The following is a 22,886-nucleotide window of genomic DNA, read 5'->3' as shown; positions in this document are numbered from 1 at the left end:
GAAAACATGAGCGATAGCGAATTCGATTTAATTTTCTGGAGTTGATTGTTGCTCAACATATTTTTTCAACTGTTCAACTGTAATACCACCACAACTAGCGACAAAATAAGAACCTGTCCAAAAATAATGTTTATTGTAAAAATACTTTGATGCCAACAAAGGAAATTCTTTGCGAATCAGCCTACTACTAACAGTTTTAAGATTACCGATCAATACTGACAGAGGCTTATCCGGTTTATAGTGAAAGTTTGGCATTATAGCAGTCGCCACATCTATTAGGACATTCTTAAAAGCTAAAAGCTGCTCACAGTAAGTATTTACCTATTGCCCATTGCCTATTCCCTATTGCCTCTTGCTATATAGCATAGATTTTTTTTGCAAGAGGTCTAATATGAAATCCTGAAATTAGTGCTACAGATGGCAAGGGAATAGGAGATAGGGGATAGAAAAAAAGAGACAGAATGATTGTTTCTTAGATGTCTTGAGTTTGGATTCTGATCAAATCGCGTAGCCACATTTGAAAGGGAACATGATCAGAATTCTTAGACCAAATTTGCATATAGTTATACTGACCCAAATCAATTGGGGGATCAAATATGGTGATCTTAGCTATATTCGCAAATATCAAAGCAATCCGACGGGGTAAAGTCAAAATCATATCGGTTTGACCCACAATTAGAGCCGCAGATAGGAAATGGGGTAACTTTAACCTGACTCGACGTTCGACTCCCAATTCTTCTAAAATGCGATCAACATGACTTTTAGATGATTTCTTAATTGAGTTAATGGGTAAGCCTGTAATCGTAATTAAAGCGTGGGGCGAAGCAATATAGGATTCCAGAGTAATCCCTTTTTTAATAATAGGATGTTCTACCCTGACGATTGAGACAAAATCCTCCGTAAATAGCTTTTCATATCCAAATTCATGAGTTTTATCTAGGTCTACTATTCCTAAAGCGAGATCAATCTCCCCACTTTTGAGCCGATCCAAAGTTTCAGGATGCCAGTCATAACATTCGATATCAAGATAAGGATTCTTCAAAGAAAGTTCTCTCAAAACCGAAGGCAGGATCACAGTGGTGGCGTAATCTGAAGCGGCGATCCGAATCGTCCCCCGAGCTAATTCCGGGATAAAAACTGGTTCTGTAACTAACTTTTCAATATCAAGCAGGATGCTTTCTAGGGATGCTTGCAAAGCTAAAGCCCTAGGCGTAGCACGCATTCCCGAAGAACAGCGCTCTAGCAAGGGATCGTTAAACATTTTTCGGAGTCTTTTTAAAGCATGGCTAGTTGCGGATTGACTTAAATTCAATTTTTGGCTGGCTTTAGTAACATTAACTTCCTCCAGTAGAACTTTTAAAATTGTTAACAAATTTAGGTCTATTTGCTTAATATCTATTTGCTGCATACCTATAATTAAAAATATTCATTTTACAAAAGAATCAAGTTAACTAATAATTAATCTTGTATTTACAAATAGGAATTTTGTTATGACTGAATTTAACAATGGCAGCCTCAAAGGTGGATTCGGATTTCAAGATCAAGGTACTCGCAAAACTACCAATCCTGATGGTACAGTTTCTACTGTATCCTATTCTGCTTTGAGAACAGCTAATTTTGATGGTAATGGAGCTCATACAGGTAAGGGTTTTGTTAGCATTGACGGGCAGGAAGTAGGTTATAGCGTGACCGGGACTTACAAAGTTAACAATGATGGCACATTCTCTCTGGATGCTACCCAGTCTTATGAAGATGGAAGACCATCTCAACCATACAAACAGTTTGGTGTAGTGATTCGCGGTGGTAATGAAATCCTTGTAATCCAAACAACTGATGGTAAAAACCAAAACGGAAAATATCAGAGCCAGACTAATTACTAAGAGAAATAAAGAGAATTTTTAAGTCAAAAGCTTAAATTGATCCTTACCTCCGTCAATCTTAAAGTTGCTTTGACGGAGGTTTCTCAATTCACAGAAACCTGATTTTGTATCCAAACACTAAAAATTTAGATTAACAAATTTTGGTCTATTTGCTCAATATCGATTTGCTGCATATCTATAATTAAAAATATTCATGTTGCTAAAATACAAATTTCTGAATTTTGATGGCATAATGGCGACGGATGGGTAAAAGTTGTTTGAATTCAAACAACAAACAACTTTTTTTGGGAATAAGGAAATCAATGAAACTGATGTTGATCAAGATAGAGAATTTTTGGTTTTCTAAAAACAACATTTTGTAATTTCAGCTACATTTCTATTATGAACCCAAAATACTCCAAAAAAAAACGAAACTTACTTAGTATAGGGTGAATATTAACGAATGTCAGACATAACTAATGTTTTAGCGATCGCTGCTGGGGCAGTTCCTGGGGCACTATCTCGGTATCAAATTACCGAATGGACAAAAGCCAAATTTGGAGCCAAATTTCCCTACGGAACATTTGTGATTAATTTAACTGGATGTTTGGCGATGGGTTTCTTCTTCACCATTTCCAAAGGAATTACAGGCTATCCCAAAGAATTAGATTTACTGATTAGAACCGGATTTTTAGGGTCTTACACCACATTTTCAACCTATGGCTTTGACACCCTAAGTTTATGGCGGAATAAAGAAACCTTTCTCACAGCTTTTTATTGGGCTGGGAGTGCAATTTTAGGTTTAATAGCGGTGATGATAGGCGTTGCGATCGCCAATATTGTCGTAGTCCCAACCTCATAAACAGGTTGAAATTTAGCTAACAAAAAACCGCAAATCCTCAACATTTTAGGCAAAACACAATGGAATTTTTGAAAGGACGTTATTCCCTGGCTATAGCAATCGGGGCAATTTTTGGTGCATTGAGTCGTTTCTATTTCACCGAAACCGCCAAAGCAATTTTTGGTAAAGATTTTGGCTTTTATGGCACATTCTTTATTAACGTCACTGGCTGTTTGTTGATTGCTTATATTTTGACTTTAGCGATCGAGAATATTCGGTTGATCTCCCCTGAATTCCGACTGATGACGACAACGGGTTTCTGCGGAGCCTATACAACCTTTTCAACCTACGGTTTAGAAACTAATGGTTTCTTAACCAAGGGAGATAACCAGACGATGTTCCTTTATTTTTTTGGAAGTGCCGTAGTCGGTATGATTTGTGTCCAAATCGGTGTTTTATTAGCAAGAGCAAGTCTGCAAAAAACTTAAATTGTAGCGGTTTGTAGTCAAATGAGGCAGGCTTACAGTGGCTCTAATCCTAATTAGTAAAGGAGTTGATGGTTGAGGGAAAATATTTCTAAACTTCAGCATTCTGCTGTTAAAGCAGTGATCAATAAATTATATCTAATTAGTTGCTTGCTGACCGTTAGTTTTAGTTGCTGGATCTATCAAATTTTGCCAGTTAGTGCGGAGGATTTAACCCCTCCCAAAACTTGTCAAATTGGAGTTTATTTGACATCATTGCGAGATTTTAACCCAGCAGAGAACTCATTTGCTGCCAATTTCTGGATCTGGAGTGTCTGTCCTTTTGAGAATATGAAACCTTTAGAAACCCTGAAGGTTTTAGATAGTAAGGAAGTTAGCAAAAATTACGACAGGTTTTCGCGGAATGAAAATCTGTCCGATCTATTTGGATCTAGTAAAAATGTCTTCTGGTCTGGACAGGAAATTGGTACAACTCTCTATTACAACTGGGACACAAATAACTATCCATTTGATCGCCATATATTGCAAATTATACTAGAGGAAACCCAGTTAGATGCGTCTAGTTTCGTTCATACCCCAGATTATTCTGGCTCCAGTTATCAGAAAGATATGAATTTGGCGGGTTGGAAAATTACAGATTTTAAGATTTCTCAAGTTAATTTTCCTTATCAAACCAGCTTTGGTAATCCGTCCATTCAAAAAGATCCTAATTACCGTCGTTCCCGCATCGTGGTTTCAGTTACGATTAATCGCGAGAGTAAAGTTAGCTTCTTTAAACTTTCTTTGGGCGTTTATGCCGCGGTAGCACTGTCAATTATCACATTGCTGCTGGATGAAGATTTTGGGGATCGAATGGGTATTTTTGTCGGGACTTTGTTTGCCGTTTTAGTTAATATGCAAACAGCAACATCCGAGTTAGGAAGTAGCAATTCCGTCACCCTGATTGATTTCATTCATATCATGGCAATTATTTACATTTTCATCACAGCCAGTCTGCTAGTTTATACTCGATTTTTAAGTGAATCAGAACAGGAACAATTGTCACGGGATTTAATGCGACGTTTTGCTGTTCCGATCCTGTCCGGTTCATTTGTTGTTCTTAATATTGTTGTTATTGCTCACGCAGCAATCGTGGGTTAAATAAAAATGCTAATTCTACTTTTCTACGCTGGAAAAGACCTGTTTGCGATTAGTAGTTCCTATATTGTTGAGGTGATTCCGCGAGTTAGTTTCAGGAAAGTACATCATGTACCCGAATATGTCGCGGGTTTATTTAATTACCGAGGAGTAATTCTTCCCGTAATTGACCTGTGCCAATTAATCCAAGGAACTCCCGGGCGATCGCACCTCAGTACCCGGATTATTATTGTTAAATATCCTAATCAAAAAGGAGAACCGCAATATTTAGGTCTGATGGCCGAGCGGGTGACGGAAACTCTAAATATATCAACTACAGACATTAAAGATTCCAGTATTCGAGTTGATGAAGCCCCCTATTTAAGTGGCACAATCATTGATGAAAAACGGATTATTCAATGTCTTCAGCTTGAGAAACTTTTCAGCGATGAACAACACGCTTACCTGCTCATGGGTGAAAACACTTAATTAAATAGGAGTCCTAATTAATTCGTAATTCGTAATTCGTAATTCGTAATTCGTAATTCGTAATTCCCAATTCCCAATTCCCAATTCCTAATACCATGTTTAACAATATCACTAACCGCCTGATCCTGGGCTTCTCCGTGCCGATTCTGTTTCTAATTATCCTAGGCTCAATGCTGTTTTCCGGTATCGGAAACCTAGTCCAATTGCAGTTAGACTCAAAGCAAGCAGGTGATCATATCAGCAGTACAGATGCCTATGCTTACGATGTCGCCAGGATTATCGCCAGTATCCGCGGATATGCTCTTTATCCTAAAGATCCTTACTATCGTGGGACTTATGAGAAAGCCCGAGAAAGTATGCTGGCGAACAAGCAGGAATTGACAACAATTGTCGATCCGCAGACGCGAGAAGCTATAAACGCCATGATCCAGATTGGTGATGAGTACGATAGCGTTGCAGCAGGTGTTTATCCCCTCGTTGATGCCGATAAGCTGAATGAAGCCAAACAACAAATTTTAATTCCTCGGATTGCCAGACTCGCCGAAGCCAGCGATCGCGCCCATACCATTCTTGAAGCCAGACTACAGGATAATTTACTCCAAGCCCAAAAAGCCAAGCAGTTTCAGACTTTGCTAATCATTTTGGGAACCCTGGTAACGATTTTGGCAAGTCTGGTGGCAGCATTTATGATTACATTGCCCATCCGACGAGATCTACCCAAGGTAGTGAAAGCCGCAGAACAGATTGCTGAAGGAGATTTACAACAAACCCTTGAGGTCAGCAACGATACTACCGAAATTGGTAAGTTGATGGCCGCGTTTCACTATATGTCCAAAAAGCTGAATGCCCTGATTCTCCAGATGCAAAAGTCAGGAGTTCAGATCAGCACATCTTCAACTCAAATTGCCGCCGCCGGAAAAGAATTAGAAGCCACCGTTGTCGAGCAACTAGCTTCTACCAATGAAGTTAGTGCTACCTCCCAACAGATTGCCGCCACTTCTAAAGAATTGGTCAGAGTCATGGAGCAGGTGACACAGATGGCACAGTCCACAGCAACATCCGCCGGAGCCAGTCACAATGACCTCAACCGGATGGAAACGGTCATGCGCGAACTTTCGGGAGCCACTAACAGTATTACTACCAAACTGGGCGTGATGAATGAAAAGGCAAACAATATTAATAGCGTGGTGACGACTATTAATAAAGTGGCTGACCAGACGAACCTGCTTTCGTTGAATGCGGCGATCGAAGCTGAAAAAGCCGGGGAATATGGGGCCGGGTTTGCTGTTGTAGCACGGGAAATTCGCCGACTGGCTGATCAAACCGCCGTCGCCACCTTAGAAATTGCTCAGATGATTAAAGAGATGCAGTCCGCCGTTTCTACGGGTGTGATGGAAATGGATAAATTTAGTAAATCAGTGGTTGATAGCGTTGCCGATGTGAGCAAAATTAGCGATCGCGTCACTCAAGTCATTGAACAGGTGCAAGGCTTAACCCCCCGCTTTGAGCGTGTGAGTCAGAGCATTGAGGAACAATCCCAAGGAGCACAACAGATTAGTGAAGCGATGGGACAACTTAGTCAAGCCTCCCAGCAGACCGTAGACTCTTTACGAGAGACAAACAGTGCCGTAGATCGGCTTGACGAGGCAGCAAATGGATTGCGAAAAGAAATTGCTAAGTTTAAAACGGCCTAGGGTTAAATATGGTACTACAGAAGATCGCCAAATTGTTGAGCCAAACCATTGGCTTAGATCCCGATATCGCCAGCCCTAACCAGATTGCCAGATCTGCCGAGACTCGTCGAGTCAGATGTAAATTACCGGATCTGGAGAGCTATTGGGCAAAGTTACAAACCTCCGCGACCGAATTAGAAGAACTAATCGAAATTCTGATTGTTCCAGAGACTTGGTTTTTCCGAGATGGTAAACCCTTTGATTACCTCAAAACATACATCACCTCAGAATGGCGACCCTCGCTCAACCGGAATATTCTGCAAGTGCTGAGTGTGCCATCCTCTACAGGGGAAGAACCTTACTCCATAGCGATCGCTTTACTCGAAGCGGGTCTGCATCCCAAACAGTTCCAGATCGATGCCATCGATATTAGCCATCGATCACTGGCCAAAGCAAGGCAGGGAGTCTACACTAAAAATTCCTTTCGGGGCGAGGACTGGAAACCGCGATCGCACTACTTCCAGCAAACGGAGCAGGGTTATGAACTCTCCGAATCTATTCGTAAGTTGGTTAATTTTCAGCAGGGGAATGTGATGAGAGCTTTGGCTCTGACTCAAAAGCAATACAACATTATCTTCTGTCGTAACTTATTAATCTATCTGAAATCCGAAGCTGGCGAACAGGTATTAGCAGCCCTGGATCGCTTGCTGATACCCGGAGGATTACTGTTTGTGGGAGCGTCTGAAACGGGAAAAATTGTCGCAGAACCCTATAAATCCATCCGTCAGCCCTTCACCTTTGCCTATCGCAAGCAAGAGGGAGCAGGGGAGGCAGGGGGAGCAAGGGGAGCAAGGGGAGCAGGGGGAGCAGGGGGAGCAGGGGGAGCAGGGGGAGCAAGGGGAGCAGGGGGAGCAGGGGGAGCAGGGGGAGCAGGGGGAGCAGGGGGAGCAGGGGAGGCAGGGGGAGCAGGGGGAGCAGGGGGAGAGGAGAAGAGAGGGGAAGGAGTGCGAGCGTCCTCGCTCGCTGACTTTGAACAGTCAACCGTCAACACTTCGACAAGCTCAGTGCAAAGCCGTCAACAGTCAACAGTCAACAGTCAACCCTCTATTAATTTACAAGCCGTGAGACAACTGGCGGATGAAGGGCGACTTGTAGAGGCAATGACCCTTTGTCAGAGCTATTTGAGTGATCATCCCACCAGTGCGGATGCTTATGTGCTTTTAGGGGAACTCTATCAGGCTAACCAACAAAATAGGCAAGCAGAACAGTGCTTTCAACGGGCTATTTATCTCGATCCCAATTCCTACCCCGCCTTAGTTCACCTAGCATTGTTGAAAGAAAATCAAGGCGATCCAGTTGGAGCAAACCTCATTCAGCAGCGAATTTCAGCCCTGGGATCACGGTTTCAGAACAGACGTTTAGAAGGGGAAACCTAATATGTTCAAAAATCAATCCATGCAGGCTCGCCTGATCGTCGCTTTCATCTTTATGGGGCTTCTGGTGCTGATAGTCGCCTTGGTCGGTCTGAGTGGCAGTTCTCGCTTGAGTAAGCACATTAATACCTTAGCCAAGAATAATGTTCCTAGTATTTCTGGGCTGTGGAAAATTAATGAAGGAAAAACCCAAATTCAATCATCAGAAAGGGGTTTGCTGGATATCAATTTGACCAAAGAAGGGCGACAAGATGAAATCGGTCGTATGGATAATGCTTGGAAGCAAATTCAAGAGGGATTTCATCAATACGAAGCGGCTCCGAAGTCGAGCGCGGAAGAAAAGAAAGTCTATCAAGAATTTTTGAATCAGTGGGATGTATGGAAGAAAGCCCATGATCAGTTTTTGAGACTTAATCTTCGGTTCGAGAGTCAGGGAACTGTCAATGTATTGAATAATTTTACCGGAGAATTTCAGCCCGTAGACTCTGGATTAAAAGCTCTGGAGAACCAAGTTGAGGCAAACCGTCAACCCTCCCAAGCAGTCACCAATCTGCTATTGACATTGTTAAAAATTAATGAAGACTTAGCATCCCAAACCGAAAAAATCTCAGAACAAGATGTTTCTCAAGTCGGATTTTGGGCTTTTGTCGCCATTATCATTGGGCCAGGAACGGCTATTTTATTTGGAATTTTCTTTAGTAATACCATCGCTAAACCCCTTGGAGCAAAGATTGCTGGGGTCGTTGATATTGCTCACCGGATTTCATCGGGAGACTTAACCAGTGAAATTTCCCTAGCGGAGCAACAAGATGAAGTCGGGCAATTACAGAATGTTTTTTATACCATGAATAAAGACTTGAATGCCCTGGTTAATCGCATTCAACGCTCAGGAAATCAAATCACCAGTTCTACCGACCTAATTACGGCTTCTGGCAAAAACCTAGAAGCAACCGTGGCAGAACAGGTGGCTTCAACCAATGAAGTCTCAGCAACAGCCCATCAAATTGCCACGACCTCAAAGCAATTGGTGAAAACCATGGAACAGGTGGCTGTCATGGCAGAACAGACAACCATAGCCGCAGGTAACAGTAAAGACAATCTGCATCACATTGATTCTGTCATGCGCCAGTTGTTAGAAGGGACTAAGGTAATTTCTTCTAAGCTCGAAGTTATGCACCAACGGGCTAACAATATCAGCCAGGTGGTGACAACGATTACAGTTGTAGCCGATCAAACTAACTTACTGTCCCTGAACGCCGCATTGGAAGCGGAGAGAGCCGGAGAATATGGGGCAGGTTTTGCGGTTGTAGCTAGGGAGATCCGGCGATTAGCTGATCGTACCGCCGTTGCCACTTTAGAAATTGAGCAGATGATTAAGGAGATGCAATTAGCCGTGTCTATTGGTGTGGCTGAGATGGATAAGTTTACAAAATCCGTCGTTAACAGCGTCGAAGACGTAGACCGCATTAGCGACCAAGTAGCCGAAGTAATTCAACAGGTACAGGGATTAACACCCCGCTTTGAGCAGGTGAGTCAGAGCGTTGATGAACAATCTCAAGGAGCGCAGCAAATTAGTGAAGCAATGGAACATCTCAGCCAAGCCTCTCAACAGACGGCCGACTCGTTACGAGAAACCAGTCATGCCTTAGAACAGCTTGATGAAGCCAGTCATAGCTTAAAAACAGAGATTTCACGATTCAAAGTAATAGCATAAAAATAAGGAATTAACTCATGGAAAGCTATATTGATACGGTATCTATCATACCCGCCACTTCTGACCCTCCAACTCTCAATGATTGTTGGAATAAAATTGGGGTGATGGGCGATCGCTCCTGTGACGAACTCAAGACCGTGATCCACTGCCGAAATTGCAAGGTTTACTCGGCCGCTGGACGCAGCTTATTAGAGCGCGAGGCTCCACCCGAATATCTCCAAGAATGGACGGATATCTTATCAGAATCTTCCACCCAGCAAACCGAAGTGGGGGAAGGTACGTTGGTTCGGGCGACAGACACCCTTTCGGTAATCATTTTTCGTCTGGGTAACGAACGATTAGCATTACCCGTTAATATCCTCCAAGAAGTCACTCCTCTCTACACCATTCATACCGTCCCTCACCGTAGAAACTCGGTGTTTTTGGGATTGATCAATATTCGCGGCGAAACCCTGCTCTGTATTTCGATCAGAGACTTGCTGGGCTTAGAACCCGTCACCGAATCCGTAGATTTCTCGAATCCGATTAATCCTCAACGGATGATTGTAGCGGGGAAAAATGAGAATAAGTGGGTTTTTCCGGTAGATGAAGTTCATGGAACCTATCGCTTCCATATTAATGAGTTTAAAGACGCTCCCGTTGTCATTTCCAAGGCATCGGAAGCTTACACCAAAGGAGTCGTGACCTGGCAAGGCAAGAAGATCAACTTTTTGGACTCCGAACTCTTGTTCTACACCCTAAGTCATAAGGTTTTTTAATCATGAGTGATGATTCGATGATCGAGCTATTTCGCCAAGAAGCTCAGACGCAGGTTGCGATCTTGACTCAGGGACTCCTGATCTTGGAAACCAATTCCCAGTCGGAGGAAATCTTGCAAGCCTTAATGCGAGTCGCCCATTCCATTAAAGGTGCGGCTCGGATTATTTCTCTGGATGCGGTGATTAACTTGGCTCACTGTATGGAAGATTGTTTTGTAGCCGCACAGAACAAGATTATTATCTTGGGCCCAGAACAAATTGATGTCTTATTGCAGGCCGTTGACCTATTTCAAGCCATCAGTCAAGTCCCCGAAACCGATATGCTCTCTTGGCTAACTGAAAACATTGGAGAGTTTGAGGCTTGCTGTGCTGCAATTAGAGCATTGCTACCTCTAGATTTCAACGCTCGATCATCCTTAGTCAACGTTGAGCAGAGTTCGGAGATTACTCCAACTCCTCGTCAAGAAAATGTCGCTTTAGAAGCAATCACTATCCCCAATGATCGGGTTGTGCGGGTGAGCGCCGAGAATTTGAATCGAATTATGGGGCTTGCGGGTGAATCTCTGGTTGAGGCCAATTGGTTACAACCCTTTGCCGATTCCTTTACGGTACTCAGATACCGCCAATTAGAGCTTTCCCGACTTCTGGAAACCCTCCATACTGCCTTAGCGAACACTGCGATTAGTCCCGAAAATCAACAAGTTGTGGATACGGCTCGACAGAAAGCCCAAGAATGCCGGGAAATTCTCACCGATCGTTTGGGTGAACTGGAACTCTATGCCCGTCGCACCACTAACTTGAGCGATCGCCTTTACCGAGAAGTGATTGCTTCCCATATGCGTCCCTTTGTGGATGGTGTACAGGGACTTCCGCGCATGGTTCGTGACCTCTCCCGACGATTAGAGAAACAGGTGAAGTTCCAGATTGTCGGTCAGTCTACCCTGGTTGATCGAGATATTCTCAAAAAACTAGAAGCTCCCCTGACGCACATGATCCGCAATGCTGTTGATCATGGGATTGAACCCCCAGAAGCTCGTGAGGCATCAGGAAAGCCAGTTGAGGGGACAATTCGCCTAGAAGCGTTTCATCGCGGTGGAATGCTGGCGATCAGTGTTTCTGATGATGGTAAAGGCATTGATCCTAATTTTATTCGTCAACATATTGTCGATCGCAATTTAGCTTCATCGGAAACGGCGGCGCAACTGACGGAAGCTGAAATCATTGAATTTCTATTTCTCTCTGGATTTTCGACTACTGACCAAGTGACGGAAATTTCCGGGCGAGGGGTGGGATTAGATATTGCTAAGAGCATGGTGCAAGAGGTGGGCGGCACTATCCGTGCTGTATCTCAATTGGGAAATGGAACCAGTTTTCACTTTCAGCTTCCCCTGACACTCTCGGTGGTGAGGACGCTGATTGTTACTATTTCTGATGAACCTTATGCCTTTCCCTTGGCACGGGTGGATCGAATTGTTAAACTCGACAAGTCTGAGATTTATGTTGTTGAAGGTCGCCAATATTTTACGAAGGATGGTCAAAATATTGGGTTAATTGCTGCCCACGATATTTTAGATTTGCCCGAAACACTCCCTGATTCTGATGCCCTTTGCGTCGTTGTAATTAGTGACCAATCTAACGCTTATGGTCTTTTTGTAGATGAGTTTCTCGGTGAGCGAGATTTGGTGGTGCGTCCCCTTGACCCCCGTTTGGGTAAGGTTCGGGATATTAGTGCTTCTGCTTTGATGGATGATGGCTCCCCGGTTTTGATTTTAGATGTTTCTGATTTAGTCCGATCAATTGACAATATGCTCAACAGTGGTCAATTAAGACCTGTTGATGTTAATAAAGTCAAAGCTAAAGCTAAAAAGGGCGACGACCATAAACGAATTTTAGTGGTAGATGATTCGATTACGGTGCGAGAAATGACTCGGAAATTGTTACAAAATCAAGGTTATGATGTTGATGTTGCTGTGAATGGTATGGATGCTTGGACAGCAATTCGCAGCAATTCTTATGATTTGATTGTTAGCGATATTGATATGCCTCGGATGAACGGAATTGAATTAGTGAAGCAAATTAAACAACATCCTAAGTTTCACGTTATTCCTGTAATTATTGTGTCCTATCGGGATCGGGAGGATGACCGCATTCAAGGCATGGAAGCTGGGGCAAATTATTATCTGACCAAAAGCAGCTTTCACGATGATACATTAATCAATGCCATCATTGATCTGATTGGAAGATAGGTTACTAAATTCCCCATTCGTAATTCGTAATTCGTAATTCGTAATTCGTAATTCCCTATTCCTTCTTATGAAAATTGCGATTGTTAATGATACGGCTATGGCAGTAGAAGCACTCAAACGAGTGGTTTTAACTGTTCCCAATTACCAAGTTGTATGGATTGCACGAGATGGTCAAGAAGCCGTTGACCGTTGTGCAAAAGATACTCCTGACTTGATTTTGATGGATTTGTTTATGCCGATTATGGACGGTGTGGAAGCGACTCGGCAGATTATGCAACAGAGTCCCTGCGCCATCTTGATCGTGACGGCAAGTGTGGGAAACAATGCCGGAAAAGTGTTTGAGGCGATGGGATATGGTGCCCGTGATGCGGTGGACACTCCAATTTTAGGAACTCAAGGAAGCTCAAGTTCTCACCAACCCTTACTGGCAAAAATTGTTACTCTCAGTAAGCTGATGGGCAAATCATCAACCCTCTCAACGCCTGCACTCCAAACTTCAAAACTGACTTCATTCTCTAAACCCTCTACCCTACTTCCTCGGCTTGTGACCATTGGCTCCTCAACGGGTGGGCCAAAAGCTTTAGCCACGATTCTCTCCCGACTTCCAGCTAATTTTGGTGCGGCAATTGCCATTGTGCAGCACGTCGATCAGCAGTTTTCTGCGGGTCTGGTAGATTGGCTGAATCAACAAACCCCTCTAACGGTGCGATTAGCTAATATTGGCGATCGCTTAGAAAAAGGTATTGTCCATATTGCCGGGACTAACGATCATCTGAGTATTCGTTCTGATCTCACATTATATTACACAAAAGAACCTATTAACTATCCCTATCGACCCTCAGTGGATGTTTTTTTTAAGAGCCTTGCCCAACACTGGCATCATAAAGAAATTGCTGTATTACTGACGGGGATGGGACAAGATGGTGCTGATGGACTCAGGGTTTTGCGTGAGACTGGATGGCATACGATCGCTCAGGATGAAAAGAGTTCGATTGTCTATGGAATGCCTAAAGCAGCAGTTCAGTTAAATGCAGCCGTTGAAGTTTTGCCTCCCGAAGCGATCGCTAATACTTTAATTCAGCGAATCAATCATGGTAGTTAGGCTAAAGTTTATTCGATAATATTCCTCTAGTCAACCTTTTTTTCTGTTCTAAAATTTTTCAATAAAATTCGGTATTTCTACTTAATTTTACCTTGCCAATTTAACCGATATAAAAGTTAAGATTGGGGTCAAATAAAATTAATAATTAGTAAAGATTTAAAGGGCGATCACATGGTATTCTATAAAGATAGATTTGATTCTGATATCACCTAAGAATACTCCCCTCTATTATGAACAAGAAAAAATTAATTGATGCCGTAGAGAATCTGTCAAAGGAAGCCCATCGCAGTCAAGAAGAACAGTTTTTTATTAGAATGCTAAAACAGGTTTGGCAAATTGACTGGTCTGTTCCTCCATCAGAGGTCTGGCGTAATTTGATAGCCCGAAATCAAGACTATTTCTTTGGTTTTATGGAACTCGATGATGGAGATGAAAGAGAAGAAAACTGGTTACTCGCTTCTTTAGACGCGATCGTTGAGTCGTTGATTGAGAAAAATAGCGATAGTCAATGGAAAATTCAAATTGTAAACACCATTGATGAGTTAAATCAATTGCGTTTAAAGATTCAAAAGTAAAGGGCGATAGTAATTTTGATTATGTCGTATGAATAGATTTTTTAAAAGTTTAGAGAATTTTGTAGAACAATGTCTTTGGTTACTCCGATTTATCACACTGGTTCCAGTTGTCTTTAGTATCCTGAGTGTGTTCATATTGTTTATCTTGGGAAGTATCGAGATTTTAGGAAGTTTACGACTCCTTCTACATATCAATGAAGATCCAGAAAAAATGCTCCCTGAGATCATGACAGGTATTATCGGGGGAATAGATATTTACTTGATTGGTATTGTGATGATCTTGTTTGCTTACGGAATTTATGAGCTATTTATCTCTAAAATTGATGTAGGAAGACAAGAAGAAACAGAGGTTCAACTTCTAACAATTACTTCCCTAGATCAACTCAAAGATAAAATTCTGAAAGTGATCGTCATGGTCATGGTTGTAGGATTTTTCAAGCGATTAATCGAGTTAGAAGTTAAAACCTCCCTAGATATCCTGCTTCTGGCTATATCAATCTTGCTGATTGCCACTAGTGCCTACTTGATGAAATCGAGTTCAAACCATCATTAGTAAGGACGATTCTGGAACTTAAGGATTGTTTCTTTACAGTAGATCATTCCGATTAAAATAGATACCCAACAACTCAGGAAAATTATGACTTTAGATTGGCGACTCAAACCCGGATATTTAAACGAAGGTTGCTCTGATTTTGAATCTGTACACATTTTGCTAGGATATTTTATCGCAAATCGTCATTCAGCAACCCCCTTACCGAATAAGTCTCTGCTCACGGAAAATGAAGCCTTTGAGTGGGGAAAGGGCAAACCTTTAGAAAAGGTAATTAACTGTCAGTCGGATTTTGAATTTCTGATGCAGCACCCTCGGCTTTTTCGGAATGCGATCGCGATTATTGAACCTTGGGAACACGTTGGGTATAATCCATTAGGGGAACACGTTAGAGCCTCCCTTAATGTTGCTTATATTGCTCAAACTATTGCAGACTGTGACTCAATTTTGTTTCCTTTATGGTCATCAGGATTACTCGATCCTGAAACAATTATTCCGGTAATTTCTTCCGGGTTAGCTGTTGTTGTGGAAGGAGGAGATCCATCGGTACGCGATGCTTCTACCTTTGCAGGGAGCCAATCTTCTCTCGCAGATTTGCATTTATTTGTGGAAAAGTTACTGTTATCTCGAACACCAACCAGTGCGCCTGCAATTTTTATTTGTTTAGGACATCAATTAGCTGCCCAAGGACACATTAATCTGATTCAAAAGGCGGTGCAGCAGGTACTTAATTTAAACCAATTAGAGAACGATTCATCAGGAAAAACCCTCAAAGCCTTGCAAAATGTTTGTCAAGAAATTGAAAGGATTGGGAATTCTCTTTCTGTTCAGAAAAAGAATGGTAATATCGTGGCTCAAAACTGGCATGATCCTGAATTTGCTGTGGGGCCAAACGAATTTAAAGAAGTGGGCGATCGCCAGTTACATCATTATGAATCTCCTGATAGTGAAAGTTCAGGAATTCCCCAAGAATTAATTACCGCCCATGAAGTAACCGCCGATGAATTTGAAGGGGTGATTGATACTTCTATCGAATATGAACACGAACTAAATATTGCCATGTTTCATTCAGATGAAGTGAATGAAGAAGCAATTCTATTTGCAAATTGGGCCTATCGATTACTGCACGATACAATTATTTCCCATCGTCATATTCTCGCAGGAAGTCCCCTATCTTGGCTGATGCAAATGCCCTATGCCATAGAAATTCTGTGTTCAACAGCCCATGAAGATGAAATCGTCACCGAATGTTCTGCTACCTGTATCAACTATAAAGATTTTGAAAGTAAGTTGATTCGGCGCTCCTTTACTTGTCAATTTCACCCGGAATTATTATCGGATTTGAGGTCGGTGGGTTTTCGTAAACATCCCGAATATTCTGAACTCAAAAAAGATGATGGAGCCCGATTATTTGCTCGATTACTCTATGCCGGGATGCAAGAGTAAGGACAAATTTAGATCCGGTAAAACTTAAATTTTCCCGCCCACTAACTGAGGTGGGTAGGAAAATATTGTTAGTATCTAATTGTTACCGACCAGCATCTTCTGATGTGATCAAAACTCGCTGACCGAATTCTCCAATCTTAACAGACAGACCATTAGAATCACGGAATTCATAACGATCAACAACACCACTGGTTTCAGATTTATTGACCGCAGCAATTTGAAATGTAGGTACATATTTCTTCAGTGCTGTCATTACCACAGAAGGAACTTCACTTTCAGAAATATCACGTTCTACTTCTTCAATACCACCATCAGTATAAACATCAACCTCAACTTTCTTCCCGTTTAGAGTGCCTTCAATTTCAATGACGGGTAAGCCATTATCACCCAAATCCCAGTTAGCAATTGTCCATTTGGCATCAGGAAGTACCCGTTTAGCGGAAAGCAAAACTTGAGGAGGAACATCTTTGATCTGAATATCAACATTTTGTGCTGACACAGAAAATGTTCCAGTTGTGAATAGTAGAAAACCCGCTAAAACAATTGTCAAACAAAACTCTTTGAATACTTTAAACATGAATTTGAGTTATCTAAAAATCAGGAATGTAAGTAATCTACCATGCTTGTATTGGATTTTTTTTGAGATGTATATGCTTAAAAAGCATAGAGCTATAATTATAAAACATACGGATTTTTTTTGGGGTGTTCATGGAATTACGTCATCTTAAATATTTTGTTGCTGTTGCAGAAGATCTTAACTTCAGCCGTGCTGCTGTCCGGTTGTATATCTCACAACCTGCGTTAAGCCGCCAAATCAAAGATCTGGAAAAGGAACTGAGCGTTATGCTTTTTTTAAGACAATCGGATGGATTAAAACTCACAGAAGCCGGGAAATTTTTTCTCGAACAAGCTAAAGATATTTTGAATCGTAGTTATGTCTCTGTGCAAACCATCAAGGCTCATTACGCCAAGCAAGATCAACCTTTAGTGATTGGCTATATCCCAACTATCCTCCAGAGTTTTCTAGGTCAAACCCTACAGAACTTTGGACTTGCCTATCCTCAAGTTGCTGTAAGTTTTCGGGAGATGTCGCCAAGTGAGCAAGTTAAAGCGTTGCGAGATGGCGGAATTAATATTGCCTTTATGGGCAATCCACCCGATAATTTAGAAGAAGAATTTATGGTCAAATGTATTAAGAAAGTGCCTATTGTTGCGCTGCTACCCAATAAACATCGGCTTGCAGATCAATCCTCAATTAATCTAGCTGAACTTGCATCGGAAAAATTTATTGGGATGTCTGAAGAAACGTTTCCAGGGCGAAATGATCGGATTCACGATGTTTGCCGTTGCGCTGGCTTCGTCCCCAATTTACATCTATTTGCTGATAGTCATGCCTCAATGATTGCTTTGGTTGCCACAGGGCAAGGGGTCGCAATTATGCCGAGCGAGGCAGAAGCATTGCCCCATCCTCAAACGGTATTTGTAAAGCTCAACCATCCCCTATACTACTCCCGCTCAACTGCGGTCTGGAGGAAAGAAACACCCGCTAAATATTTAGATAAATTTTTAACAATTCTGTTGAATTATGTTGAATAGTTGTATATAATTATGGTCTACTTATCTTCTGAATATTAATCAAACTTCATGATCAAATTAATTAAAAACTCAACTTGGTTAGACTTAGCAATTGATTTAAGAAACTCGGTTATTCTGGCTATTTGGCGACGAGTAATAGCGACGATGATCTTTGCTTTACTGATCACCATTGCCTATCACCAAGGATATGCTGTAAATCAACCGATTCTCTCCACTTTAATTCCTGGAATCGTTCTGGGACTATTATTAGTTTTTAGAACCAATACAGCTTATGACAGATTTTGGGAAGGGTGTAAACTTTGGTATGACTTGATTAATGCCGGTCGAATTTTGTGTCGGAATATTTGGACAATTGTTCCCACGAATCATACTGAAGACTTAGAAAAAAAAATAGCCCATATTAGATTAGTGAGTATATTAATAATCGCTATTAAATTGCATTTGAGAGATGAAAGTATCGATGATAGTATAGCATTATTAATGAGTCCAGAAGATTATTTAGAACTTCAAAAAGCCAACAATGTCCCCCTGAGAATTATTAATTGGTTTGCCGAATATTTTCGCCAGCTTTATTATGACAAAAAAGTCATTCCCTATAGATTTTTTATTGAACTCAATCGCTCTTTAGACCAAATAATCATGCTATTGAGTGGTTGTGAACGAATTTTAAACACCCCCCTTCCTAGACCTTATTCTATTCATCTCAAACATTTATTATTGTTATATTGTTTTGCTTTACCTTTTCAACTTGTAAAAGAACTAGATTGGTTTACGATTCCGGTTGTGGGAATTATTAGTTTTGCTTTATTAGGAATAGAAGACATTGGTGTAGAAATTGAAAATCCTTTCGGTTATGATCGCAATGACTTACCTTTAGATCGATTTTGCCAACAACTACAAGCTGAAATCGAAACAGAATGGGTAGATTTTGATATTTCTACACCTAAAAATCGTGGGATTTTGGAATCAAATAGTCAACTAATTTAAAGCAATTGCTTAACTGAAACCAAGGTTTTTATTTTCCAAGCATTTAGCAGAAAGGAGTCATCAAATCGAATAAGGATAATCCTAATCATGAACATGAAATCATCTTATTCAAATTTACCCATTGAACTCGTTGAAACGAGCTTTGAAAAAATTAAGCCCAGGGCAGTCGAATTTGTCTCTAGTTTTTATGAAAATCTGTTTGCAGCTTATCCAGAAACTCAACGTTTATTTGGAAAAACAGATATGGATAAACAAGGGAAAAAACTACTTAACTCTCTAATTCTATTAGTCGAAGGTTTACGCACACCTGAAGCACTGATTCCAGTCCTCAAAGATTTAGGGGCTAGACATAAAAGCTATGGCATAGTTACAGAATATTATCCCCTTGTCGGTGAAGTTTTATTACAAACTTTTGCCGATTATTTGCAAGAAGATTGGACTCCCGAAGTCGCACAAGCTTGGCTTGAGATTTACACAACAACCTCTCAATTAATGTTAGAAGGTGCCGTGGTAGACATTTCTCAGTTAAGCCCACAGCCAGAGATAGAAAAACCTCCATCACCGCCTCAAGTATCCGTTTCCTCAGCTAAAGAAACAACCCCGCAATTATCGACAACTGCACAAATAGAACTCGTTGAAACGAGCTTTGAGAAAATTAAGCCGCGCGCAGTCGAATTTGTCTCTAGTTTTTATGAAAATCTGTTTGAAGTTTATCCAGAAACTCAACATTTGTTTGGAAAAACCGATATGGATAAGCAAGGGAAAAAACTACTTAACTCTCTAATTCTATTAGTCGAAGGTTTACGCACACCTGAAGCACTGATTCCAGTCCTCAAAGATTTAGGGGCTAGACATAAAAGCTATGGTATAGTTACAGAATATTATCCCCTTGTCGGTGAAGTTTTATTACAAACTTTTGCCGATTATTTGCAAGAAGATTGGACTCCCGAAGTCGCACAAGCTTGGCTTGAAATTTACACAACAACCTCTCAATTAATGTTAGAAGGTGCCGGGGTAGATGTTGTTGTAAAATCAGAAAAATCTGAAATCAAAGCTATACCCTCTCCCCCATCAACTGGGGAAACTGTCTTACCCCAATATGGAAGAAAAGGCAGGGAGAAAACTGCACCACAGCAACGGAATTTAAGTCAAGTTATTAGACTAATATTAAAACCCCTAAAACCAATTCAAAATAGTGTCAAATATATTTTTAAAAAAATTCTGGATTGGTTCTGGGAATCCCCCACTTGGGTCGTAGCCATTACCATTGCTTTTATGTTGGTGGTCTTAGTTATTTTTACGCCTGATGATTCGGTACTATCAAGAATTTTATCAGACGTTGAACCGATTAGTATTATCGTGGCTATTATTCTATATGTCAAAGAAATTCCTGACCGAAAAAAAGAATTTCGATATCAAGCTTGGAGTGTGATTGATGCGGCTCATGGTGTCACTGTTAGCCCCGCCAGAATTATTGCTTTACAAGATTTGAATGAAGATGGAGTAGCTTTAAATAATTTAGATTTGCCGAGCGCAAAATTAGTCAGAATTAATCTTCCTAAAGCAGATTTAAGCGAAGTTAATTTAACTAAATCCGATCTGAATCATGCTGATCTGAATCATGCTAATCTGGGAAATGCTTTACTGGCTCGCGTCAACCTGACGGGGGCTAATTTGAGTTATGCTAACTTGGGTTTTGCTAAACTAAGTTACGCGAATCTGAGTAGTGCTAATTTGAATTATGCCAACCTAATTTGTGCTGATTTAAGGGATATAAATTTGAGTGGGGCAAATCTCAGCAACGCGAATCTGAGTGGTGCAGATCTGAAAAATGCTTATTTAACAGGTGCGAACCTCAGAGGTGCGAATATCAGTGAGTACGACTTGCGAGGAGCGTATCTCAAAGGTGCTATAATGCCTGACGGATCAAAACATCCTTAATCCTAATGATATTTGATCAGTTCTTTTAGCATAAACCTGTAAAAAAAGGAATAAAAATTCATGGAATTTAACAAAAATACCCTGGCTCAAACAATGGCTTTTTTACTCTCAATTCCTCCTGAAAGTAATTTAGCTAAGTTATTAAAATTATGCTTGGTGACTCAATACAATGGGGAAAATTTAGGTCAAAATGCTTTAGAAAAAAGCTATGAATTAATTGGTAACCCAGGTGATTTACCCTATTGGATACAAGAAGTGATTCAAAGTAATGATAAAATTACACCGGAAGAATGGCAAGCTTTTGGACAAATGAATCTAACACAGACTCAAGATTTTATTAATACTTTATTGGAAGAATTAAATAATTTGAAATTGTAATATTACTACAATTGGATGATATTCAGAAAAGCATTTAGCTAAAATTAAACCAGCGATCGCCTCAACAAAATAAACCGAAAGTTTTTTAAAAAACTCGGTTTAAAAAAAGTTGCATAGATTGTTAAAAATACTGAAAAAATACGATAAAAACAAAAATTGATCAAAAAAAATTTTACAAGCTGTTCAAGTTATGAGATATATAAGGATTAAGCTAATCTTAACCGAGAACTGAGGTTAATTGTATGAATGAATTCCAAGCCCACCGTATTCGAGAAAATAATAGCACAAATATTGTATTTAATCTGTTAAACTCTAGTCCTTCCTTTTATAATCAACCTGAAGTTGCCATCAGCTTTAACCCAAAGGTCGAAATTCTCTCTCCCATTCCCCAAGGTAGGGACGTCACTGGTGATATTCTTGAACCTCCTACCCCTGTTATTCCTCAACCTCAGCCCCCCGTAACTCCCCCGATTCCTACCCTTCCCCCTTCACCTCCCCCCACACCCACGACACCACCAACTCCCACCCCGACAACTCCCACACCGACAACTCCCACACCGACAACTCCCACACCGACAACTCCCACACCGACAACTCCGACTCCCACGGGCCCCATAACACCAACAACCCCAACTCCAACAACCCCAACCCCGACAACTCCCACCCCGACCACTCCTACTCCCACCCCAATCACAACATCTTTAGTTCAGGGAAGTGAGGGAAATGATACCTTATTAGGAACCGAGAGACAGGATTTAGTCGCTGGTTTAGGGGGAGATGACCTGATTTCAGGATTTCAAGGAGATGACTCCCTGAATGGGAATGCGGGGAATGACATTCTCTATGGCGGTCAAAACAACGATACCCTGGTTGGAGAAGGGGGAAATGACCTGCTACAAGGAAATAAAGGGGATGATTTACTCAATGGAGGGGCGGATAACGATACCCTCTATGGGGGAATTAATAATGATACCCTCTTAGGTGAGGATGGTCGAGATCTGATTATCGGTGATAAAGGTGATGATAGCATTAATGGGGGACTGCGTAGCGATACCCTTTATGGCGGAGAAGATAATGACACCATACTCGGAGCAGAGGATGATGATTTTATCTATGGTGGTCAGGGGGAAGATTCCCTTGTCGGAGGTCTAGGGAATGACTTTCTGCGGGGGGATAAGCAAAATGATCAGGTCAATGGTGGTAAAGGTGATGATAGCCTTTATGGAGGTCAAGGGGATGATACCCTGATTGGCGGTGCTGGCAATGATTTCGTGAGTGGTGATAAAGGAAATGATGTTCTGATTGGTGTTGACCCCAATTCTCAACCGGCTGGATTTGTGGAAATTGATACTTTAAGCGGAGGAGTGGGTAATGATACCTTTGCTTTGGGAGATGGAACTCAAACCTATTATGTTAATGGGGCAGGAAGTATTATTGGACTTGTGGATTATGGCCTGATTCTTAATTTTATCCCCACCGAAGATGTGATTCTTTTAGGCCCTGGTAATTATTTAGCCGCCGCCGCCCCGGAAAATTTACCCCAGGGAACAGCGATCTATTTATTAACTGGAGAACAGACAGAATTGATTGCCATTCTTGATGGTATCACTGACTTTAAATTTGATGCCAATATTGGTCAACCAGGTAGTCCGATTCAATTTGCAGGAGGAAGTTAATCAGTCATCAGTTATCAAAAA

At 41.2% G+C, this 22,886-nt stretch carries 21 protein-coding genes and 1 pseudogene; 19 read left to right on the top strand and 3 right to left on the bottom strand.

Going from position 1 to position 22,886, the window contains the following annotated elements:
- Window positions 1–27 precede the first annotated feature (27 nt).
- A pseudogene (locus AC2D3N_RS14600) lies at window positions 28–240 on the bottom strand (IS200/IS605 family transposase); the annotation flags it as partial.
- Window positions 241–472: 232 nt separating this feature from the next.
- Window positions 473–1,408, bottom strand: coding sequence for a LysR family transcriptional regulator (locus AC2D3N_RS14595; RefSeq protein WP_484691283.1), 936 nt, complete (start codon window positions 1,406–1,408; stop codon window positions 473–475).
- An 82-nt stretch (window positions 1,409–1,490) separates the two neighbouring features.
- Here AC2D3N_RS14595 and AC2D3N_RS14590 point away from each other — a divergent pair, with 82 nt between their 5' ends.
- The 14 genes from AC2D3N_RS14590 (at window position 1,491) to AC2D3N_RS14525 (ending at window position 16,287) form a co-directional block, all read left to right on the top strand.
- Window positions 1,491–1,880 (top strand): hypothetical protein, encoded by a 390-nt coding sequence (locus AC2D3N_RS14590; protein WP_079681391.1) that lies wholly within the window; start codon window positions 1,491–1,493, stop codon window positions 1,878–1,880.
- A 442-nt stretch (window positions 1,881–2,322) separates the two neighbouring features.
- The gene (gene crcB, locus AC2D3N_RS14585) at window positions 2,323–2,721 is read left to right on the top strand and encodes a fluoride efflux transporter CrcB (protein ID WP_484691282.1); all 399 of its coding nucleotides are present in this window, start codon (window positions 2,323–2,325) and stop codon (window positions 2,719–2,721) included.
- A gap of 59 nt (window positions 2,722–2,780) precedes the next feature.
- Window positions 2,781–3,188, top strand: a complete 408-nt coding sequence (crcB, locus tag AC2D3N_RS14580; protein ID WP_079681389.1) for a fluoride efflux transporter CrcB — start codon at window positions 2,781–2,783, stop codon at window positions 3,186–3,188.
- 327 nt (window positions 3,189–3,515) lie between these two features.
- Window positions 3,516–4,325, top strand: a complete 810-nt coding sequence (locus AC2D3N_RS14575; protein ID WP_234996827.1) for a ligand-gated ion channel — start codon at window positions 3,516–3,518, stop codon at window positions 4,323–4,325.
- A gap of 6 nt (window positions 4,326–4,331) precedes the next feature.
- Window positions 4,332–4,790, top strand: coding sequence for a chemotaxis protein CheW (locus tag AC2D3N_RS14570; RefSeq protein WP_484691281.1), 459 nt, complete (start codon window positions 4,332–4,334; stop codon window positions 4,788–4,790).
- 95 nt (window positions 4,791–4,885) lie between these two features.
- On the top strand, window positions 4,886–6,484 hold the full coding sequence (locus AC2D3N_RS14565; RefSeq protein WP_484691280.1) for a methyl-accepting chemotaxis protein: 1,599 nt from the start codon (window positions 4,886–4,888) through the stop codon (window positions 6,482–6,484).
- An 8-nt stretch (window positions 6,485–6,492) separates the two neighbouring features.
- Window positions 6,493–7,899, top strand: coding sequence for a CheR family methyltransferase (locus AC2D3N_RS14560; RefSeq protein ID WP_484691279.1), 1,407 nt, complete (start codon window positions 6,493–6,495; stop codon window positions 7,897–7,899).
- 1 nt (window position 7,900) lies between these two features.
- Complete coding sequence (locus tag AC2D3N_RS14555; RefSeq protein ID WP_484691278.1) at window positions 7,901–9,610, top strand: HAMP domain-containing methyl-accepting chemotaxis protein; 1,710 nt, start codon at window positions 7,901–7,903, stop codon at window positions 9,608–9,610.
- A 17-nt stretch (window positions 9,611–9,627) separates the two neighbouring features.
- A complete protein-coding gene (locus AC2D3N_RS14550; protein ID WP_079681384.1) occupies window positions 9,628–10,368 on the top strand; it encodes a chemotaxis protein CheW in 741 nt (246 codons plus the stop codon).
- Between the two features lie 2 nt (window positions 10,369–10,370).
- Window positions 10,371–12,614, top strand: a complete 2,244-nt coding sequence (locus AC2D3N_RS14545) for a hybrid sensor histidine kinase/response regulator (protein WP_484691277.1) — start codon at window positions 10,371–10,373, stop codon at window positions 12,612–12,614.
- Between the two features lie 67 nt (window positions 12,615–12,681).
- Entirely contained in the window at window positions 12,682–13,716 is a 1,035-nt protein-coding gene (cheB, locus tag AC2D3N_RS14540; RefSeq protein ID WP_484691276.1) for a chemotaxis-specific protein-glutamate methyltransferase CheB, read from the top strand.
- Window positions 13,717–13,946: 230 nt separating this feature from the next.
- A complete protein-coding gene (locus AC2D3N_RS14535; protein ID WP_484691275.1) occupies window positions 13,947–14,291 on the top strand; it encodes a hypothetical protein in 345 nt (114 codons plus the stop codon).
- A 28-nt stretch (window positions 14,292–14,319) separates the two neighbouring features.
- Window positions 14,320–14,844, top strand: a complete 525-nt coding sequence (locus AC2D3N_RS14530; protein WP_079681380.1) for a YqhA family protein — start codon at window positions 14,320–14,322, stop codon at window positions 14,842–14,844.
- Between the two features lie 84 nt (window positions 14,845–14,928).
- A complete protein-coding gene (locus AC2D3N_RS14525; protein WP_484691274.1) occupies window positions 14,929–16,287 on the top strand; it encodes a hypothetical protein in 1,359 nt (452 codons plus the stop codon).
- 82 nt (window positions 16,288–16,369) lie between these two features.
- On the opposite strand, the gene AC2D3N_RS14520 is transcribed toward AC2D3N_RS14525, so the two are convergent.
- Window positions 16,370–16,864: a hypothetical protein gene (locus AC2D3N_RS14520; RefSeq protein WP_484691273.1), complete on the bottom strand. Its 495-nt coding sequence runs from the start codon at window positions 16,862–16,864 to the stop codon at window positions 16,370–16,372.
- A 131-nt stretch (window positions 16,865–16,995) separates the two neighbouring features.
- Here AC2D3N_RS14520 and AC2D3N_RS14515 point away from each other — a divergent pair, with 131 nt between their 5' ends.
- The 5 genes from AC2D3N_RS14515 (at window position 16,996) to AC2D3N_RS14495 (ending at window position 22,865) form a co-directional block, all read left to right on the top strand.
- Window positions 16,996–17,883 carry a LysR family transcriptional regulator gene (locus AC2D3N_RS14515; protein ID WP_484691272.1) on the top strand — a complete coding sequence of 296 codons (888 nt, stop codon included), beginning with the start codon at window positions 16,996–16,998 and terminating at the stop codon, window positions 17,881–17,883.
- Window positions 17,884–17,931: 48 nt separating this feature from the next.
- Window positions 17,932–18,870, top strand: a complete 939-nt coding sequence (locus tag AC2D3N_RS14510) for a bestrophin family protein (RefSeq protein ID WP_079681376.1) — start codon at window positions 17,932–17,934, stop codon at window positions 18,868–18,870.
- A 93-nt stretch (window positions 18,871–18,963) separates the two neighbouring features.
- Window positions 18,964–20,811, top strand: a complete 1,848-nt coding sequence (locus AC2D3N_RS14505) for a globin domain-containing protein (protein ID WP_484691271.1) — start codon at window positions 18,964–18,966, stop codon at window positions 20,809–20,811.
- 60 nt (window positions 20,812–20,871) lie between these two features.
- On the top strand, window positions 20,872–21,189 hold the full coding sequence (locus AC2D3N_RS14500; RefSeq protein WP_079681374.1) for a hypothetical protein: 318 nt from the start codon (window positions 20,872–20,874) through the stop codon (window positions 21,187–21,189).
- Between the two features lie 242 nt (window positions 21,190–21,431).
- Window positions 21,432–22,865 carry a calcium-binding protein gene (locus tag AC2D3N_RS14495; RefSeq protein WP_079681373.1) on the top strand — a complete coding sequence of 478 codons (1,434 nt, stop codon included), beginning with the start codon at window positions 21,432–21,434 and terminating at the stop codon, window positions 22,863–22,865.
- Window positions 22,866–22,886: the final 21 nt, after the last annotated feature.

The organism is Planktothrix sp. PLAVEN19ND (assembly GCF_057220675.1).
Note: the sequence above shows the minus strand (reverse complement) of the source record. Positions and strands in the feature narration are given on the sequence as shown.

What these genes read in the sequence shown, in the direction of transcription:
- AC2D3N_RS14595 (WP_484691283.1), bottom strand. Translation starts at nt 1,408, where the DNA reads ATGCAGCAAATAGATATTAAGCAAATAGACCTAAATTTGTTAACAATT.
- AC2D3N_RS14590 (WP_079681391.1), top strand. Translation starts at nt 1,491, where the DNA reads ATGACTGAATTTAACAATGGCAGCCTCAAAGGTGGATTCGGATTTCAA.
- crcB (WP_484691282.1), top strand. Translation starts at nt 2,323, where the DNA reads ATGTCAGACATAACTAATGTTTTAGCGATCGCTGCTGGGGCAGTTCCT.
- crcB (WP_079681389.1), top strand. Translation starts at nt 2,781, where the DNA reads ATGGAATTTTTGAAAGGACGTTATTCCCTGGCTATAGCAATCGGGGCA.
- AC2D3N_RS14575 (WP_234996827.1), top strand. Translation starts at nt 3,516, where the DNA reads ATGAAACCTTTAGAAACCCTGAAGGTTTTAGATAGTAAGGAAGTTAGC.
- AC2D3N_RS14570 (WP_484691281.1), top strand. Translation starts at nt 4,332, where the DNA reads ATGCTAATTCTACTTTTCTACGCTGGAAAAGACCTGTTTGCGATTAGT.
- AC2D3N_RS14565 (WP_484691280.1), top strand. Translation starts at nt 4,886, where the DNA reads ATGTTTAACAATATCACTAACCGCCTGATCCTGGGCTTCTCCGTGCCG.
- AC2D3N_RS14560 (WP_484691279.1), top strand. Translation starts at nt 6,493, where the DNA reads ATGGTACTACAGAAGATCGCCAAATTGTTGAGCCAAACCATTGGCTTA.
- AC2D3N_RS14555 (WP_484691278.1), top strand. Translation starts at nt 7,901, where the DNA reads ATGTTCAAAAATCAATCCATGCAGGCTCGCCTGATCGTCGCTTTCATC.
- AC2D3N_RS14550 (WP_079681384.1), top strand. Translation starts at nt 9,628, where the DNA reads ATGGAAAGCTATATTGATACGGTATCTATCATACCCGCCACTTCTGAC.
- AC2D3N_RS14545 (WP_484691277.1), top strand. Translation starts at nt 10,371, where the DNA reads ATGAGTGATGATTCGATGATCGAGCTATTTCGCCAAGAAGCTCAGACG.
- cheB (WP_484691276.1), top strand. Translation starts at nt 12,682, where the DNA reads ATGAAAATTGCGATTGTTAATGATACGGCTATGGCAGTAGAAGCACTC.
- AC2D3N_RS14535 (WP_484691275.1), top strand. Translation starts at nt 13,947, where the DNA reads ATGAACAAGAAAAAATTAATTGATGCCGTAGAGAATCTGTCAAAGGAA.
- AC2D3N_RS14530 (WP_079681380.1), top strand. Translation starts at nt 14,320, where the DNA reads ATGAATAGATTTTTTAAAAGTTTAGAGAATTTTGTAGAACAATGTCTT.
- AC2D3N_RS14525 (WP_484691274.1), top strand. Translation starts at nt 14,929, where the DNA reads ATGACTTTAGATTGGCGACTCAAACCCGGATATTTAAACGAAGGTTGC.
- AC2D3N_RS14520 (WP_484691273.1), bottom strand. Translation starts at nt 16,864, where the DNA reads ATGTTTAAAGTATTCAAAGAGTTTTGTTTGACAATTGTTTTAGCGGGT.
- AC2D3N_RS14515 (WP_484691272.1), top strand. Translation starts at nt 16,996, where the DNA reads ATGGAATTACGTCATCTTAAATATTTTGTTGCTGTTGCAGAAGATCTT.
- AC2D3N_RS14510 (WP_079681376.1), top strand. Translation starts at nt 17,932, where the DNA reads ATGATCAAATTAATTAAAAACTCAACTTGGTTAGACTTAGCAATTGAT.
- AC2D3N_RS14505 (WP_484691271.1), top strand. Translation starts at nt 18,964, where the DNA reads ATGAAATCATCTTATTCAAATTTACCCATTGAACTCGTTGAAACGAGC.
- AC2D3N_RS14500 (WP_079681374.1), top strand. Translation starts at nt 20,872, where the DNA reads ATGGAATTTAACAAAAATACCCTGGCTCAAACAATGGCTTTTTTACTC.
- AC2D3N_RS14495 (WP_079681373.1), top strand. Translation starts at nt 21,432, where the DNA reads ATGAATGAATTCCAAGCCCACCGTATTCGAGAAAATAATAGCACAAAT.